Source organism: Kocuria subflava (assembly GCF_012163155.1).
Lineage (GTDB): Bacteria > Actinomycetota > Actinomycetes > Actinomycetales > Micrococcaceae > Kocuria > Kocuria subflava.
Map to the genome: position 1 here is coordinate 29,285 of NZ_JAAVUN010000005.1, position 17,252 is coordinate 46,536.

Consider the following 17,252-nt stretch of genomic DNA (forward strand, 5'->3'; position numbering starts at 1 on the left):
TTGTCACTTCAGGAACTTCTCAAAACCCTTGGGCAGATCCTTCAGATCCGGTTCCTGCTGGGCGGGTGCGCCGAAGGCCGAACCGGCCACCGACTGCTTGGTGGTGGCGGCTGCATTCTCCTGCGCACGCTTGGCCGGGTTGCCGGAACGGGAACCCTTCTTCTTGCCCTTGGCGTTCTTGACCTTGCCCTTGCCACCTGCACCCATTCCGGGCATGGGCGGCATGCCCCCCATTCCCGGCATGGCCGCACCACCACCGGCGCCTGCGCCCATTCCGGGCATACCGCCGGGCATTCCCGGAATCCCCTTGCCCTGGGCCATCTTCTTCATCATCTTCTGGGCCTGCATGAACCGCTCCATGAGCTGGTTGACCTCAGAGACCGTGGCACCGGAACCCTTGGCAATACGCGCGCGGCGGGAGCCGTTGAGGATCTTGGGAGCGGCACGTTCGTGCGGGGTCATGGAGCGGATGATGGCCTCGATGCGGCCGATCGAGGACTCGTCGAAAGCCTCGATCTGTTCACGCATGCCGGCCATGCCGGGCATCATGCCCAGCAGCTTCTTCATGGAGCCCATCTTCTTGAGCTGCTGCATCTGAACCAGGAAGTCGTCAAAGGTGAAGTCCTCCTGATCGGCGAACTTTTGGGCCATCTTCTGGGCCTCGGCCCGGTCCCAGTTCTGTTCGGCCTGCTCAATCAGGGTCAGAACATCGCCCATGTCCAGGATGCGGCTGGCCATGCGGTCCGGGTGGAACTGCTCAAAGTCCTTCACACCCTCGCCGGTGGAGGCGAACATGATGGGCTTGCCCGTCACGGAGGCGACTGACAGGGCGGCACCACCGCGGGCGTCGCCGTCGAGCTTGGAGAGCACCACGCCCGTGAAGTCCACGCCCTCGTTGAAGGCCTGGGCGGTCTGCACGGCGTCCTGACCGATCATGGCGTCGATCACGAACAGGACTTCCTGCGGATCCACGGCGTCACGGATGTCACGGGCCTGCGCCATCAGCGCCTGGTCCACGCCCAGACGACCGGCGGTGTCCACGATCACCACGTCAAAGAGCTTGGCACGCGCATGGGCCACACCGTCGCGGGCCACTTGCACGGGATCGCCCGTGGGGTCATCGAACTCGGAGGTGGTGCCGGGGTGCGGTGCCCACACCGGAACACCTGCACGGTCACCCACCACCTGCAACTGGGTCACGGCGTTGGGCCGCTGGAGGTCAGAAGCCACCAACAGGGGGCGGTGGCCCTGGGACTTCAGCCAGTTGCCGAGCTTGCCGGCCAGCGTGGTCTTACCAGCACCTTGCAGACCGGCCAACATGATCACCGTGGGCCCGGACTTTGCCATCCGGATCCTGCGGGTCTCCCCACCCAGGATCTCCTGGAGCTGGGTGTTGACGATCTTGACGATCAGTTGGGCAGGGTTCAGGGCCTCATTGACCTCAGCCCCCAAGGCACGTTCCTTGACGGCTGCTGTGAACTCACGGACCACGGGCACGGCGACGTCGGCGTCCAACAACGCGCGGCGGATCTCCCGCACGGTGGCATCAACATCAGCCTCAGTGAGTTTGCCTTTGCCCCGCAGGTTCTTGAACGTGGCTGTCAGGCGATCGGAGAGGGAGTTGAACACGGATTCCTCGCTGTGCGGTACGGGTCAGGGGTGCCACACCACCACCGGGCCGACATGTGGTCGGGCCCCAGTGCCTTGGTGGGCAACAATGCACCAGGTTAACAACCTTCACAGGTCCTGGCGGATTCGAGTCAGGCAGAGATGCGCTGGGCGTCTTCAGATTCTGTGGCGGACACCGCTGCTGCAGCCGGTGCGGTGGCACGGGCCTTCTGGATGCGGATCTCCGCAGTGTTCAACGGAGTCACTGTGGCCACGTAACGCTGACGGCCTTGTTCATCCATCCCGGCCGGTTCTGCCACAACCACCTTGCGCACCTTGGGGAAGACGAACTTGTCCATGGCCCACCACCGGAAAATCATGGCGATGGCCGTGCCCAGGATGGGACCGGCAATGAAGTCAGCGGTCTCCTGTACCAGCAGGCTGTAGGCCGGGGTTTCCAGACCGATCACGTAGCGGGAGATGTAGACCGGGGCGCTGTTGAGCAGGATCCCCACTCCACACACGACCGCGAACAGGAACATCTCCAGCCCCGAGTTGTGGCTGCCCTGTTCGGAGAACGTCCACTTCTTGTTCAGGTGGTAGCTCACGATGCTGGCCACGGTGGTGGCGATGATCATGGAGGTGGTGGGGTTGCTGCTGAGCACCGTCCACTTGAGGGCAAAGTTCAGCACCACGGTCAACACAAAACACGTGCCACCCACGGCCAGGAAACGCATCTGGCGGCTGTACTTCTCACGCAGCGCCGTTGCGTTCTGCTTCCATCCAGTCACGATCCGGATTCACCTTTCACCCGCGCCTGGTGCCTCCACGCGCAATCTGTCACTGCCCGAAAAGTCTAGGGAAGAACAAGCTTGCTGACGGAAAGAAGCATGTGATGTTGACGACGGCGATGGGCCCGGAGGTTCACCCGGGCCCACCGCCGTGGTGGTCATGACCGCCAAAACAGCCTGTCAGATGGCACTTTCCCCGCGTTCTCCGGTCCGGACGCGAACTACCTGGGAAACGTCTGTGACCCAAACCTTTCCGTCGCCGGCGCGGCCGGTGTTGGTGGCAACCATCAACACGCCCACCACGTCCTGCTCCTGGGAGTCCTCCACCAGGATCTCGATTCGGGTCTTTTCCAGGAGGTCAACGGTGTATTCGGCACCGCGGTAGACCTCCGTGTGGCCACGTTGTTGACCGTATCCGTGGACGTTTTGGACAGTCATGCCTTGGATGCCGTAGTCCTCCAGAGCCGTTTTGATGTTCAAGAACTTCTCCGGGCGGACAATTGCTGTGACAAGTTTCATTGGGTTCCTATCTCAGTTGGTGCATCAGGTGATTCGGCAGGTCACGGCGCGTCAGTGCGCAGACCCGGCACCTGTTTCACTGGGGCGGATCGAGGCACCTGTGGTGGTGCGGGGCAGGAAGGAACCGGCGGCATCGCCTGCCAAGTTGTATCCGGACTCGGCGTGGGTGGTGACATCGATCCCCTGGATCTCTTCCTCCTGGGTGATGCGGAAGCCCATGGTCTTGTCGATCACCAGGGCGATCACGGTGGTCATCACAGCGCAGTAGAGCACGGAGATCACCACCGCCAGGATCTGGGTGCCCAGCAGGCCGAAGCCACCGCCGTAGAACAATCCGGCCGTACCCTCAGAGGGCAGGGCCACGAATCCCAGGGCGATGGTGCCCACCAGGCCGGAGACCAGGTGAACGCCGATCACGTCCAAGGAGTCATCCACCTTGAGGCGGTATTTGAAGCCCACAGCAATGGCGGAGCAGATGCCGGACACGAATCCCAGCACCATGGCCCACACGGGGGAAACGTTGGCGCAGGCGGGGGTGATGGCAACCAGGCCTGCCACCACGCCGGAGGCACCGCCCAGGGAAGTGGCGTGACCGTCACGGATGCGTTCGGTCAACAACCAGCCCAGCATGGCCGCGGACGGAGCCGCCATGGTGTTGACCAGGATCAGGCCGGCCTGTTCCGGGGAACTGGCCGCACCCACGTTGAACCCGAACCATCCGAACCACAGGATGGCAGCACCCAGCATGACCAGCGGGAGGTTGTGCGGGCGCTGGTTCGGGTCCTTGCCAAAGCCCTGGCGTGCTCCCACAACCAGGATGAGGATGACGGCGGCCACACCGGCGTTGATGTGCACCACCAGACCACCGGCAAAGTCGATGGCTTCACCAAAGCGTGAGCCGATCGCACCGTCCTCGGTCAGCAGGCCCCCGCCCCAGACCATGAAGGCCAGTGGGGCGTAGACCAGGGTGGCCCAGATGGGGACGAACACGGCCCAGGCACCGAACTTGGCGCGGTCGGCAATGGCACCGGAAATCAGGGCCACGGTGATGATGGCAAAGGTTGCTCCAAAAGCAGCCCCCAGCAGGTCACTGGTGCCGATCAGGTTGGTCAAGCCGAAGGCAGAGGTGGGATCGGCCACCAGGCCGCCCAGGATGGAATCCCCGCCGGACATCGAGTAACCCCACAACACCCACACCACGGTGACCATCCCGATGGAGATGAAGCTCATCAGCATCATGTTCAACACGGCTTTGGCGCGCGTCATGCCGCCGTAGAACAACGCCAGGCCAGGCGTCATGAACAAGACCAGGGCCGAAGCCACCACGGTCCACACATCTGCAGCTGTCAGCGTGATCTGATCCACGCTGCCTCCCTTCATGCCGGTCCGAGTGAGCTCTTGGACCGCGGTGATTGATTCACCAGCATTCAAGGGTGGGGATGTTTCCTGTCCCGGAATTCAGTGTTGCGGTGGTGTTTCCACAGTTGTGATTGTGTGACGGGCGTGTGTCGCCACTGGTGGGGACTTCAGTCCAGCAGAGCGTCCACGAACTGTTCGGGGTCAAAAGGTGCCAGGTCATCCGGGCCCTCCCCCAAGCCGATCAGCTTGACCGGTACACCCAGTGCACGCTGGATGGCCACCACAATGCCGCCCTTGGCCGTGCCGTCCAGTTTGGTGAGCACAATGCCGGTGACATCCACGGCCTGGGAGAAGACCTTGGCCTGAACCATGCCGTTCTGCCCGGTGGTGGCATCGATCACCAGCAGGACCTCGTCAACTTCTGCCGCCTTGGAGACCACGCGCTTGATCTTGCCCAGCTGATCCATCAACCCGGCCTTGTTCTGCAATCGGCCTGCGGTGTCCAGCAGCACGACGTCGGACTCCGCCTCAATGCCCACCTTCACCGCGTCAAAAGCCACCGACGCCGGATCCGCGCCTTCCGTCTCCGAACGCACCGTGACAACACCCACTCGGTTGCCCCAGGTCTGGAGCTGGTCGGCCGCCGCCGCACGGAAGGTGTCCGCTGCACCCAGTACGACGTCCTTGTCCTCTGCCACCAGCACACGGGCCAGCTTGCCCACAGTGGTGGTCTTGCCCACTCCGTTGACACCAACCACCAGTATCACGGCCGGAGCAAGGTCCTTGCGCTCAATGGCCAGGGAGCGGTCCATGGTGGGATCCACCACCGTGAGCAGTTCCTCCCGCAACATGGCTTTGACACGGACGGGATCCTGGGTGCCTTCAACCTTGACCCGCTTCTGCAGCGCCTCCACCAGGTCCATGGAAGCCTCAGAACCCAGGTCGGCCAACAACAGGGTTTCTTCGATCTCGTCCCAGACGTCCTGATCGATCCGGTCCCGGGACAGCAGCGCCAGCAGGCCACGGCCGAACAAGTTGTTGGACTTGGACAACCGGCCGCGCAGACGCGCCATACGGGAGGAGACGGATTCCGGGCGGTCCACCTTGCGTTTGGTGGTGGTCGCAGCCGGCACATCTTCCGTGGAGGTGGGCGCGACGTCGTCGTTGGAATCCCCACTGCCACCGGGGGCGGGATCATCGGCGTCACGGGTGGACTCGTAGCCACCCGGAGGTGCCTTGGGGCCGCGCAGCAGCACGAATCCCAGGATCGCCAGGATGACAACGGCAACAATCACGTACACAAACATGGGTATCTGGTCCACATGGCTATTGCATCACGGCCGGAGGCCACGGCGCACGTGGCGATCGGCCTCCGGCGAACGCGAGAGGCCCGGGAGGATCCCCCTCCTAGACTGCTCGCGTGCCCCTCACCAGACGCTCCACCAAACCGCGTACGCCCAAGGAACCGATTCCGCAGGAAGTCAAGGTTCTGATTGCAGCGGCCTTTGCCATCGCCATCGGCTTCGGCATCGTGGTTCCCGTGCTGCCCCAGTACGCGTCCAGCTTCAACGTCGGCGTGGCTGCGGCCTCCGCGGTGATCTCAGCCTTCGCCTTCTGCCGCTTGATCTTTGCACCGGCCGGCGGACGGATTCTGGACAAGATCGGTGAGCGTCGGACCTACCTGACCGGTTTGGTGATTGTGGCGCTGTCCTCCTTTGCCACGGCGTTCGCTGCGAACTACTGGCAGTTGTTGCTCTTCCGCGGTCTGGGCGGCATTGGGTCCACCATGTTCACTGTCTCTGCCATGGGTTTGATCGTGCGGCTCTCCCCCGTCAGCGAGCGCGGCCGAATCTCCGGTCTGTACGGTTCCACGTTTCTGATCGGCGGCATTCTGGGTCCGGTGATCGGTGGTTTGTTGGCCGGGATCGGATTGCGGGCACCGTTCATCATTTACGGTGTGGCCATTCTGATTGCCGCCGCCGTGGTCTTCCGTCGCATTGCCCCGGAGGCCCTGGGAGACAGGGCGTCCCGGGCCGCGCAGCCGCGTATGGAGTTCCGGGAGGCGTGGCAGTTCGGTCCGTACCGGGCAGCACTGGTCTCTGGATTCGCCAACGGTTGGACCTCCTACGGCATCCGCGTGGCGTTGGTGCCACTGTTGGTGGCTGCTGCCTTTGGTGCCGGTCCAGTGCTTTCCGGTATCGCCTTGACCATCTACGCTGCAGGCTCCGCGGTGGCACTGACCTTCACGGGGAGGCTGGCTGATCAGCTGGGCCGTAAGCCGCTGGTCATCACGGGTCTGGTGGTGGCCGGCGCCATGACCATCGTGGTGGGTGTCACGGAGAACGTGTACCTGTTCGCCGTGGCATCGTTCCTGGCCGGCGTGGGTTCCGGGACCCTGAACCCGGGACAGCAGGCCGCCGTGGCGGACGTGGTGGGGCCGCACCGCTCAGGTGGTCAGGTCCTGGCACGGTTCCAGATGTCCATGGACGCCGGGCAGATCGTGGGCCCCGTTGCCGCCGGTGCCATCGTGGACGCCACGGGCTTCGGCTGGGCGTTCGGCCTGTCCGGACTCATGTTGATCCTGGCCGCTCTGGCCTGGATTCCGGTCACGGACACCACCAAACGCAAGGACGTCGACGCCGTGCCCACCGGCTCCATCCCGCAAGTTCCCGTACGGGACGGCACCGAGGACGACGACGCCCCGGCTCCGGGCCCAAAGTCATAATCAACGAACAGTTTTTTATGACTTTCGCCGAAAGTCATAAAGTTGCCCTGTGCGGATTATGACTTGATCCGCTGCACCGCAACCGTGAGGGGAAACCGTTGGCTGCTTCATGGCCCGCACTGCAGTACGAGGAACTCACCTGGCACCCCGCTGCCTCGGTCTTCCCCAGGGCCGGCGCGGCCACGCATCCCTTCACCTATCGTGCCGCCGTCCCGCCGCACATCGGTGCTCTCCAGCCCAACCTGGACTCCCGCACCACCCAGTTGGCGCTCGAGGCGGAGAAGGAGCTGGCCCGTTTTGACGCTGCTCAGGGCGGCAGCATCGCATCATCGGCCCCCGTCCTGCTGCGCTCGGAAGCATCATCGTCATCACAGATCGAAAACCTCAACGCAAGCGCTCGATTCATCCTCAGCGCCGAGCTCGGCGCCAAGCGCAGCCGCAACGCGGAGCTGATCGCCGGTAACACCAGGGCACTCCAAGCCGCCCTTGAACTTGCCGGTGACTTCTCGTCCACTTCAATACTGCAGATGCACGCCACCCTGCTGGCCTCTCAACCACGCCACGCTCCCGGGCAATGGCGGCAGGAGGCGGTCTGGATCGGGACCCATTCCGACTCACCGGCCGGAGCCGACTACGTGGCCCCCGGTCACGAGCGGGTTCCCGAACTGATCGAGGACCTGGTCAGGTTCGGGCTCCGCACGGACATACCTGCTCTGGTCTCCGTGGCGATCACGCACGCACAGTTCGAGACCATCCATCCCTTCACGGACGGCAACGGAAGAACCGGGCGGGCCATCGCCCAATCGATGTTGCGTCGCCACGGCGTGACACGCAACGTTGCCGTTCCCGTGTCCGCGGGCCTTCTGGCTGACGTCCGCGGTTACCACGCGGCGCTGACGGCCTACCGCAACGGCGAGATCGCTCCCATGATCGACGCCTTCGCCCACGCCTCCCTGCGCGCGGTGGCGAATGCTTCCCGACTGGTTGCCGAGATCCAAGCGATCCGGAAGAGCTGGGATGATCGTTTGACCGCGCGGAAGAACAGCAATGCCTGGAAGTTGTTGGACGTCATCGCCCAACGCCCCGTGCTCAACTCGGCAGCTGCAGCTCGAGCCCTGGGTGTGCAACAACCCAACGTTTATCCGCCGTTGAACGCATTGGTCGAGGCCGGAATCCTCAAGAACAAGACCGAGCACCAGCTCGGACCGTTCTGGCGCAATGACGAGGTCCTGCAGGCCATCGATGCCTTCGCTGCCCGGGCCGGCCGCAGGGACCGCACCTGACGGCTCCTTGTGGGTGGCCCGTCGAGCACGTCACCGCAGTTCTTTGAGTCTCTGTCCCAGCACGGTGGTCACGCCGTCGCGCATGGTGACCCCGTAGACGGCGTCGGCGATTTCCATGGTGCGCTTCTGGTGGGTGATCACAATCAACTGTGAGGATTCCTGCAGCTGCCGGATGATGGTCAACAATCGCCCCAGGTTGCGGTCATCAAGGGCTGCCTCCACCTCGTCCAGGACGTAGAACGGTGAGGGCCGGGCCTTGAAGATGGCCACCAGCATGGCAATGGCCGTCAGGGAGCGCTCACCGCCGGAGAGCAGGGAAAGCCGTTTGATCTTCTTGCCGGCGGGACGGGCCTCCACCTCAATGCCCGTGGTCAGGTAGTCGGACGGATCGGTCAGTCGTAGGCGCCCTTCACCACCGGGGAACAGCGTGGCGAACACACCGGTGAATTCACGTTCGACGTCATGCCAGGCCTCGGCAAAGACCTTCTCCACGTGCTCGTCCACGTCCTTGATGATCTGGCGCAGATCCGCACGCGACTTCTTGACGTCTTCCAGCTGCTCGGAGAGGAACGAATGGCGTTCTTCCAGGGCGGCGAATTCCTCCAGGGCCAGCGGGTTGACCCGCCCCAGTTTGGTCAGGTCCTTCTCTGCTGCGGCCAGCCGCCTTTCCTGCTCGGCACGGACGTAGGGCCTGCCCATGAGGTCCTCGGGCGGGGCGTGGTGGCCGTCGTCGCTGTCCGGTGATTGCCTGTCACGGTCTTCCGGTTCCTGTGGGGCAGGTTCCGGCTCGGCCGGGTCGATCCCGTCCCGTTCGGCTTCCAGCTCACGCCGGGCCGCGGCCGCGGCCGCCCGCTCATCCCGGGACTGAGCCGCCTCCAGCACGGCATCGGCATCCGGAATCAGCAGATGCGGCCCGTAGTTCTCCACCAGGGCATCCGGGGTCAGGCCCAGGTCCTCCAGGGACTTGGCCTCCAAGGCTTCGATCCGTGCACGCTGTTGCGCCCGCGCCAGTTCGTCCCGGTGAACGCTGTCCGTGAGTTCATGGACCTTGGTGGCCAGGGAGTCATTGGCCGTGCGCACGGACTGCAGTTCGGCATCAATCTGCGCGCGCAGGTGCTCTGCGCGCGCCCGCTCGGACTCCGCAAGGTCCACGGAGTCATCGATCCGCACCAGAATCTGGCCCACCGCCGCCACAACGGCTTCGGCATTGCGCGCCTGCAGACGCCGCCGTTCTGCCCGCCGGGCGGCTTCCTCCCGGGCCCGCCGTTCCGCCGCAGCCGCCCGCTCCTGGGAATGTGCACGGTTGCCCAGAGCACGAGCCTGTTCTTCCAGCGAGCGCAGTGCCAACCTGGCCTCGGTCTCGGCAGCGCGAGCCTTGGATGCCGCGTCATGGGCGGCATCCCGGGTGGCCACGGCCTGCAGATGCCGCTGTTCATCAGCCTCTGCATCCGTGGTGTCCTGCGCGGCCTCCAGCCGGTTCACGGCCTCCGTCAGGGCGCGTTGATGGGCAGCAACCTGGTCCTGAGCCTGGCTGACCTGCCGGTCGAATCGCTCAGATTCGGCTTGGGCTGAGGTGAGCACGGCCTCCGTGCGGGACAACGCAGCCTGTGCCTGCTGGTGCTCGCGTTCTGCCGCCTGGAACGCGTTGCGGGCAACCTCTGCCTGGGGGCGCAGCTGATCGCGTTCGCCGTGGGCGGCCTGGGCCACCGTGGTGGCTTCCTGCAAGGTGGCGGCCAGTTCCGCCAACAGGGTTTCCGCTTCTTCGGCACGGGCCAGGGTCTCCACAGAACCGGCGGCCTCCGTGGCCCCACCCCACGCGCTGTGGGGGGCAAACACATCGCCGTGGCGGGTCACGGCACGCACCTGGGGGTGTTCGGTGATCAGACGCAACCCCGTTGCGGCGTCGTTGACCAGGACCGTTCGGGCAAGTTCCGCGCGCACCTGTTGCGCCACCGCCTCAGCGGCCTCCGATTCCGCGCCGGTGGTGGCGTGCACGGCGTCGACGGCGGGCACAGTTCCGGCCAGTCGACGGATCTCCGGTGGCAGAGCATCCGACACTTCACCTGACCCGGTGCCTGCCACCAGGACATGGACACGGCCGGACCCGGACTCCCGCAGTGCCTGAAAAGCGGTGGCTGCCGCCGTGTGAGACCGCACTGCCAGTGCCTCGGCCAGTGGTCCCAGGGCCGCAGTGACGGCCTTCTCCCAGCCCGGTTCCACCGCCAGCAGTTCAGCCACAGCGCCCACCACGGATTCCGGAGCCCGGCTGCGCACCACATCAGATCCATCCGGCTGGCGTACCGAGGCCCGCAAGGTCTCCGCGCGGGCTGCTTGGGTGTCATGGGCCCGCAGCGCCTCCGTTCTGGCGGTGTCTGCAAGCCGCGCGGCATCACGGGCGGATTCAAAGGCCTCGACGGCCTGCTCCCGTGAGTCGCGGGCACGTTCCAGTGCCTGCGCCGTGTCATCGGCGGCAACCCGCAAGGCATCCACTTCACCGGAAGCCTTCTGCCTGCGCAACGCGGCCTGCCCCACGGTCTCCCGCAGGCGCTGCAGTTCGTTTTCGGCTGCCTCAACCCGCGAGCGCGCCGATCCCACGCCACCGGAGAGTTTGGCCATGCCCTCGCGGCGATCTGCCGCGGCACGCAGGATGGCACTCACGGCAGCCTCGGCCTGTTTGGCCTCGGCTTCGCTGTCCTCCCGGTCCTGGATGGCCACAGCCAAGGTGTCCACGGCCTGCTCCACCCGAGCCAGCATCTGCTGTTCTTCCTCGCGGGTGCGGCGTGCCTGATCGGCCAGTCGCTCGGGATCACGTTCGGTGGAGGGGGTCTGCTCGGCGGTGCCCAGCAGTCGTCGTCGTTCGGAGGCCACCTGCTGCAAGGACCGATGGCGTTCGCGCACCGCGGTGAGCTCGTACCAGGTCTCCCGGGCTGCGGTCACCGCCGGTGTGGCCTGTGCGGCGCGTGTCTCCAACTCCTCCTGACGCGTGCGGCCGGTGGCCAGGTCGCGCTCTGCGGCCTCCTTTTCTTCCTTGAGCCGCCGCTCGGTGTCCACGTCCACGGCCAGCGCCGACTGCGCCTGCACCAGGTCATCGGCCAGCAGACGCGCACGGGCGTCCCGGACGTCGTACTGGATGCGCTGGGCGCGCCTGGCCACCTTGGCCTGGCGTCCCAGCGGGGTGAGCTGCCTGCGGATCTCAGCCAGCAGGTCCTCCAGGCGATCCAGGTTGACCTGCATGCCCTCCAGCTTGCGCACCGTGCGTTCCTTACGACGCCGGTGCTTGAGAATCCCCGCAGCCTCCTCAATGAAACCGCGGCGTTCCTCCGGGGTGGCGTGCAGAATGCGATCCAACTGGCCTTGCCCCACCACCACGTGCATCTCCCGGCCGAGCCCGGAATCGGAGAGCAGCTCCTGGATGTCCAGCAGTCGGCAGGATTGGCCGTTGATGGCGTATTCGGAACCACCGGTGCGGAACAGGGTCCGGGCAATGGTGACTTCCGTGTACTCGATCGGCAGAGCGCCGTCGGTGTTGTCAATGGTCAGCGAAACATGCGCCCGCCCCAACGCCTGGCGCCCGGAGGTCCCCGCAAAGATGACGTCTTCCATCTTGCCGCCGCGCAGGGTCTTGGCACCCTGCTCCCCCATGACCCAGGACAGGGCGTCCACCACGTTGGACTTGCCGGACCCGTTGGGACCCACCACACAGGTCACCCCTGGTTCGAACTCAAAGGTGGTGGCGGAGGCGAAGGACTTGAAGCCACGCACGGTGAGGGTCTTCAAGTGCACGGGGGTCTTCTCCTAGTCAGGGGGTCGGCAGCATCCTAACGCCCGGGTGGCACCGCCTCCGCCACGGGAGAACACAGGCACCGATGCGCAGGGGGCTTCCCACCGATCGTTAGACTGGCCCAAGCTGTCCCCAGTCCGTTCGAAGAAAGCGCCGTGCTTTGCCAGGAAACTCGATCATCCGCCACCAGAACGCCTCCCTCTTGTCCATCAAGAAGGTAGAGGCGGATGTGGTCGTCAAGTCGGAGACTGCCGATGAGAAGCTCGCTGAGACGTTCGAACGTCTCAAGCTGCCCACCGGGTTGCTCGAGCGTCTGGCCGGTGTCAAGGAACACCGCGAGTGGTCCCCGGGCCGCCACTACACCGACGGCGCCGTGGAAGCCGCCCAGGCCGCCATGGACGAGGCCGGTGTCACCCCGGATCAGGTGGGTTTGCTGGTCAACTGTTCGGTGACCCGCGACGGCTACGAGCCCGCACTGTCCGTTTTTGAGCACGCCCGACTGGGAATGCCGTCCTCAACCCTGAACTTTGACATCACCAACGCATGCCTGGGCTTTGTCAACGGCTTGACCGTGGCATCCACCATGGTGGATGCCGGTGCCGTGGACTACGCGGTGGTTGTGGCCGGTGAGGATCCCACCCGCTGGCACCGGGAGGCCTTTGAACGCCTCAAGCAGCCGAGTGTGACGCGCGCGGATGTGATTCGCGAATTCGCCACCCTGACCCTGGGCTGCGGCGCAGCGGCTGCAGTGGTGGGCAAGGCTGATGCCCACCCTGATGGTCACCGCATCCGCACCTCCGTGACCCGCTCGGCCACCGAACACCACGAACTGTGCATCGGCGGGTTCGACGGCATGTTCACAGACGCCTCCGGCCTGCTCAAGCACGGTGTGGGCCTGCTGACCGCCACCTGGGAAGAAGCCCGCACGCAGGGTTTCGAGTGGGATGACTTCGACTGGGTGATCGCCCACCAGGTCTCCACCTCTCACACGGACAAGACCGAAAACGACATCGGCATCCCGTCGCACAAGCTGCCGCGCACTTTCCCCTTCTGGGGCAACGTGGCTGCAGCAGCACTGCCCATGACCTTGGCCCAGCAGGCCGAGGGTGCCTTCCAACCCGGGCAACGGGTTCTGGCCATGGGTGTGGGATCCGGACTGAACGCGACCTTCATGGAGATCGACTGGTGAGTCACTCGGGCAACACATCCGCAACTGCAACCCCCCACCTGCCCTTCACGGACACTGGGCTTCTGGGTCTTGATCCCCGGTGGTCCACCACGGTTGAGGTGGCATCCAACGCGGCATGTGAGCCCGTTCGTGGCCGCCTGCGGCGCTGGCATGTACTGGACAACATCTCCGTGCTGGAGGCAGAAGGCAAACAGCCGGTGGGCACCATTCTGGCCGTCCACGGCAACCCCACCTGGTCCTACCTCTGGCGCGATGTGATCACGGCGGCCACGGAAGCCGAACACCCGTGGCGCGTGGTGGCCGTGGATCACCTGGACATGGGCTTCTCCGAGCGCACCGGGCTGAACCGGCGCTACGAGGACCGCATCCAGGACCTCAGTGATCTCACCGCCGCCCTGGGGCTCGACGACGAAGACCGCGTGGTCACCCTTGCCCATGACTGGGGTGGATTGATCTCCATGGGGTGGGCGGAGCTGCATCCCCGCGCCCATGCCGGGATCATCATGACCAACACGGCCGTTCACCACGATCCTGCAACGGGGCCCATCCCCGCGCCGCTGCGCCTGGCCCTGGCCCCAGCTGTTCACGGTTCCCTGACCTCCAAGTCCAAGGCGTTCTTGAACGTTTCCGTGACGCTGGTGGATTCAGGCATTCCGGAGGAGATCCAGGACGCGTTCGAGGCCCCCTACGCCACTGCCGAACGCCGTCAGGGCATTCGGAACTTTGTGGCGGACATTCCCGCGTTCGAGGGCCACCCGTCCAACTCCCGCTATGAGCGCACCGCTGCCTGGGTGGCCACTGCCACCGTGCCGGCTCTGTTGCTGTGGGGCACCAAGGACCCGGTGTTCAAGGAGCAGTATCTGCAGGACCTGATGCAGCGCCTCCCCCAGGCCACCGTGCACCGCTATGAGGGTGCCAACCATCTGTTGCCCCAGGACCGTTCGGTCCAGGAGCCGATCATGCGGTGGCTCACGGAGACGTTCGTGGATGACACCACGCACCGCCAGCAGCACCAGGCAGCACGTCCCGGCGGGACCTCCGATCCCCTGCCCGCTGATTTCAAACCCTTCCACACGGGCCTCAGCGAGCGTGCCGCACAGCAGGCTCACGCCTGGGAGGTGGCCACCGCTGACATGGGCCCGGCCACCAACAACAACGAACCTGCCGTGAAGAAGCGGCTGTCCTGGACCGAGTTGGATCAGCGCGTCAACAGCATTGCTTCCGGGCTGCTGAACGTGGGCGTTCGACCCGGGGACCGGATCAACCTGATGGTTCCCCCGGGCACCGATCTGACCACCATGATCTACGCCTGCTTCCGCATCGGTGCTGTGATTGTGGTGGCAGACACAGGTCTGGGGGCCAAGGGACTGTCCCGGGCCTTGAAGGGCGCCTCCCCCAAGTGGTTGGTGGGCATCCCGCGGGCGCTGGCTGCTGCCAAGGCCTTCGGCTGGCCGGGAACCCGGATCAGCGTGACCGGCATGGATCCTGTGCGCGCCAAGGCTCTGGGTGTTGAGCACACGGTGCCGGAGCTGGCCAAGTCCCAGCCCATTCCGTTCCCGGAGCTGGACCCGGAAGCTGATGCCGCCGTGCTGTTCACCTCCGGATCCACGGGCCCCGCCAAGGGAGTGGTCTACACCCAACGTCAGATGGCTGCCATGCGCGATGCAGTGGCTGCCGTGTGCGGTTTGCGTCCCGGGACCGGCCTGGTGGCCGCCTTTGCACCGTTCGCCCTGTTGGCTCCGGCCATGGGTGCGGCTTCCGTGACCCCTGACATGGATGTCACCAAGCCCCGGACCCTCACGGCTCGAGCCCTGGCAGATGCCGCCGGCGCCATTGAGGCCACCTCCGTGTTCGCCTCCCCCGCGGCAATCGTCAACATCCTGGCCACTCAGGGTGAACTCTCCGAGCACCAGCGCCAAGCACTGGGCAACGTCAAGCTCATGCTCTCAGCAGGTGCTCCGCTGCCGCCCACCCTGCTGGAGGATCTGCAGGACCTGTTGCCCAACGCGGTGCTGCACACGCCCTACGGCATGACCGAGTGCCTGCCGCTGACGGACGTGGATCTGCCCACCATCCGTGAGGCCGCCGTGGACGCACAGCCGCAGGACACCGAGTCCGGTCTGCACGGCAGCCCTCGTGTTGAAGGTGCCGGCAGCGGCGTCTGCGTGGGGACCCCCGTTCCCGGCGCCACCATCCGCATCCGGCCGCTGGATCACGACGGCGTCCCTGCAGGTGATCTCACGGAAGAACCCGGTGTGCTGGGAGAAATCGTGGCGCAGGCTCCTCACATGAAGGACCGCTACGACAACCTGTGGATCACGGAGAACGAATCCACGCGGGTGGCTGGGTGGCACTCCACCAGCGACGTCGGGCACTTTGATGCCAAGGGTCGCCTGTGGGTGGAAGGCCGCTTGAGCCACGTGCTGCACACCGCCGCCGGTGTGGTGGCCCCCGTTGCAGCCGAACACGCGGCCGGCGACGTTCCCGGAATCGGGCGCACCGCCATCGTGGGTGTGGGGCGCAAGGGCGCTCAGGTCCCGGTGGCCGTGTGCGAAACCCAACCTGCGTCACGTTCCGTGGGTCTGGCCCGGCCGGCGTTGGCCGCCAAGGTGCGCGCCGCCGTCGTTGAAGCCACCGGACTGGATCTGGCTGCCGTACTGGTGCTCAGGGCCCACCCCACGGATGTGCGCCACAACTCCAAGATTGACCGAACCCTGCTCGCCGAATGGGCCGAAAGTGCCCTTGGCGGGGGAAAGATCAAGAACCCATGAGCCACACCCCCACCACTCCCGCCAAAGCCCATGCCCCGCGCCGCGCCCACCGCGCCACGCCCGCTGACCTGGAGAACGTTTCCGAGTTGAGTGGCCAGGGCCGCCGCGTCCTGGTGACCGGTGCCTCCGGAATGCTCGGTGCCGCGGTGGCCCGCCTGCTGCGTGACCGTGGCTGGCAGGTGCGCATCATGCAGCGCAGCCCAGCGCCGTTGGCCCAGGAGGACGGGATAGAGCAGGTCCTGGGCTCCATCACGGATCCGGATGCCGTGGAAGCGGCACTGGAGCGGGTGGATGACGTCGTCCATTTGGCCGCCAAGGTCTCCTTTGCCGGGGACTGGGACGAGTTCGTGCACACCAATGTGACCGGAACCCGTGTGGTTTTAGAATCAGCACGGCTGGCCGGTGCCCACAACGTGGTGTTCGTGTCCTCACCCTCCGTGGCCCATACGGGCGAGTCCATCCAGGGTGATGGCGCTGAACCTGCCGACCCCCGCCACGCCCGCGGCAACTACGCCAGGTCCAAGGCCGCCGCTGAGCTGTTGGCCTTGGAAGCCGATTCCCCCAAGTTCCGGGTGGCTGCCATCCGTCCGCACATTGTGTGGGGACCCGGTGACACCCAGTTGGTGGAGCGGATCGTGGACCGTGCCGCACGGGGTCGACTGCCGCTGCTGGACGACGGCGCTGCGCTGATCGACACCACCTACATCGACAACGCCGCGGAGGCAATTGTCCGGGCCTTGGAGCGGATCGAGGTCAGCCACGGTGAAGCATTCGTGGTCACCAACGGGCAACCGCGCCCGGTGGGCGAGATCATTGCGCTCATGTGCAAGGCCGGGTCCGTGGCACCTCCCACCCGGAAGGTGCCGGCAGGGATCGTGAAGTTCGCGGGCAAGGTCATTGAGAAGGTTTGGGCAGTGAAGCCTGGCAAGGATGAACCCCCCATGACCGAGTTCCTGGCTGAACAGCTCTCCACGGCCCACTGGTTCGATCAGAAACGCACGCATGACGTGCTGGGGTGGAAGCCTTCCGTGAGCATTGAGGAAGGCATGTCCCGGATGAAGGCCTACTACACGCAGAACCCCATGCCCGTTGTGCAGGAAATGCAGGACGAGCGCATGGAGAAGATCCGCCGCAAGAGCAACTGAGTCTCTGTTCCGCAACTTCCGCATGGAGAAGTGCAATCCCACATCAGGATTTGTCCTTTTCCATGCGGAAGTTTTTGTTCT

General features: G+C 65.2%; 11 protein-coding genes. 5 read left to right on the top strand and 6 right to left on the bottom strand.

The annotated features are described in order from the left end of the window. Positions 1 to 3: 3 nt before the first annotated feature. The 5 genes from ffh to ftsY all read right to left on the bottom strand — a co-directional run bounded on the left by ffh (position 4) and on the right by ftsY (position 5,584). Positions 4 to 1,629 carry a signal recognition particle protein gene (gene ffh, locus GTW58_RS04025; RefSeq protein WP_119932593.1) on the bottom strand — a complete coding sequence of 542 codons (1,626 nt, stop codon included), beginning with the start codon at positions 1,627 to 1,629 and terminating at the stop codon, positions 4 to 6. A 131-nt stretch (positions 1,630 to 1,760) separates the two neighbouring features. Further along, on the bottom strand, positions 1,761 to 2,399 hold the full coding sequence (locus GTW58_RS04030) for a GtrA family protein (protein WP_119932592.1): 639 nt from the start codon (positions 2,397 to 2,399) through the stop codon (positions 1,761 to 1,763). A 180-nt stretch (positions 2,400 to 2,579) separates the two neighbouring features. Beyond that, on the bottom strand, positions 2,580 to 2,918 hold the full coding sequence (locus tag GTW58_RS04035; protein ID WP_119932591.1) for a P-II family nitrogen regulator: 339 nt from the start codon (positions 2,916 to 2,918) through the stop codon (positions 2,580 to 2,582). A gap of 51 nt (positions 2,919 to 2,969) precedes the next feature. Further along, a complete protein-coding gene (locus GTW58_RS04040) occupies positions 2,970 to 4,274 on the bottom strand; it encodes an ammonium transporter (RefSeq protein ID WP_047691795.1) in 1,305 nt (434 codons plus the stop codon). A 170-nt stretch (positions 4,275 to 4,444) separates the two neighbouring features. Beyond that, the gene (gene ftsY, locus GTW58_RS04045) at positions 4,445 to 5,584 is read right to left on the bottom strand and encodes a signal recognition particle-docking protein FtsY (protein ID WP_119932590.1); all 1,140 of its coding nucleotides are present in this window, start codon (positions 5,582 to 5,584) and stop codon (positions 4,445 to 4,447) included. A 113-nt stretch (positions 5,585 to 5,697) separates the two neighbouring features. Here ftsY and GTW58_RS04050 point away from each other — a divergent pair, with 113 nt between their 5' ends. Both GTW58_RS04050 and GTW58_RS04055 read left to right on the top strand, forming a co-directional pair. Then, the gene (locus GTW58_RS04050) at positions 5,698 to 7,002 is read left to right on the top strand and encodes an MFS transporter (RefSeq protein WP_232817990.1); all 1,305 of its coding nucleotides are present in this window, start codon (positions 5,698 to 5,700) and stop codon (positions 7,000 to 7,002) included. A 98-nt stretch (positions 7,003 to 7,100) separates the two neighbouring features. Next, positions 7,101 to 8,285, top strand: a complete 1,185-nt coding sequence (locus GTW58_RS04055) for a Fic family protein (protein WP_119932589.1) — start codon at positions 7,101 to 7,103, stop codon at positions 8,283 to 8,285. 30 nt (positions 8,286 to 8,315) lie between these two features. On the opposite strand, the gene smc is transcribed toward GTW58_RS04055, so the two are convergent. Further along, positions 8,316 to 12,068 carry a chromosome segregation protein SMC gene (gene smc, locus GTW58_RS04060; protein ID WP_119932588.1) on the bottom strand — a complete coding sequence of 1,251 codons (3,753 nt, stop codon included), beginning with the start codon at positions 12,066 to 12,068 and terminating at the stop codon, positions 8,316 to 8,318. A 158-nt stretch (positions 12,069 to 12,226) separates the two neighbouring features. Between smc and GTW58_RS04065 the strand changes: the two genes are divergently transcribed. From GTW58_RS04065 to GTW58_RS04075, 3 genes are read left to right on the top strand one after another with little or no spacing between them, the layout of a single operon-like run. After that, complete coding sequence (locus tag GTW58_RS04065; RefSeq protein WP_119932587.1) at positions 12,227 to 13,255, top strand: 3-oxoacyl-ACP synthase III; 1,029 nt, start codon at positions 12,227 to 12,229, stop codon at positions 13,253 to 13,255. Next, positions 13,252 to 16,026, top strand: coding sequence for an alpha/beta fold hydrolase (locus GTW58_RS04070; protein WP_232817989.1), 2,775 nt, complete (start codon positions 13,252 to 13,254; stop codon positions 16,024 to 16,026). The genes GTW58_RS04065 and GTW58_RS04070 overlap by 4 nt, the downstream gene beginning before the upstream one ends. Then, positions 16,023 to 17,171, top strand: a complete 1,149-nt coding sequence (locus GTW58_RS04075) for an NAD-dependent epimerase/dehydratase family protein (protein WP_119932586.1) — start codon at positions 16,023 to 16,025, stop codon at positions 17,169 to 17,171. Before GTW58_RS04070 ends, GTW58_RS04075 begins: the two co-directional genes overlap by 4 nt. The last annotated feature ends 81 nt before the right edge of the window (positions 17,172 to 17,252 follow it).

Excerpts from the sequence above, each read along its gene's own strand:
- GTW58_RS04035 (WP_119932591.1), bottom strand. The coding sequence starts at position 2,918 with ATGAAACTTGTCACAGCAATTGTCCGCCCGGAGAAGTTCTTGAACATC.
- GTW58_RS04075 (WP_119932586.1), top strand. The coding sequence starts at position 16,023 with ATGAGCCACACCCCCACCACTCCCGCCAAAGCCCATGCCCCGCGCCGC.
- ftsY (WP_119932590.1), bottom strand. The coding sequence starts at position 5,584 with ATGTTTGTGTACGTGATTGTTGCCGTTGTCATCCTGGCGATCCTGGGA.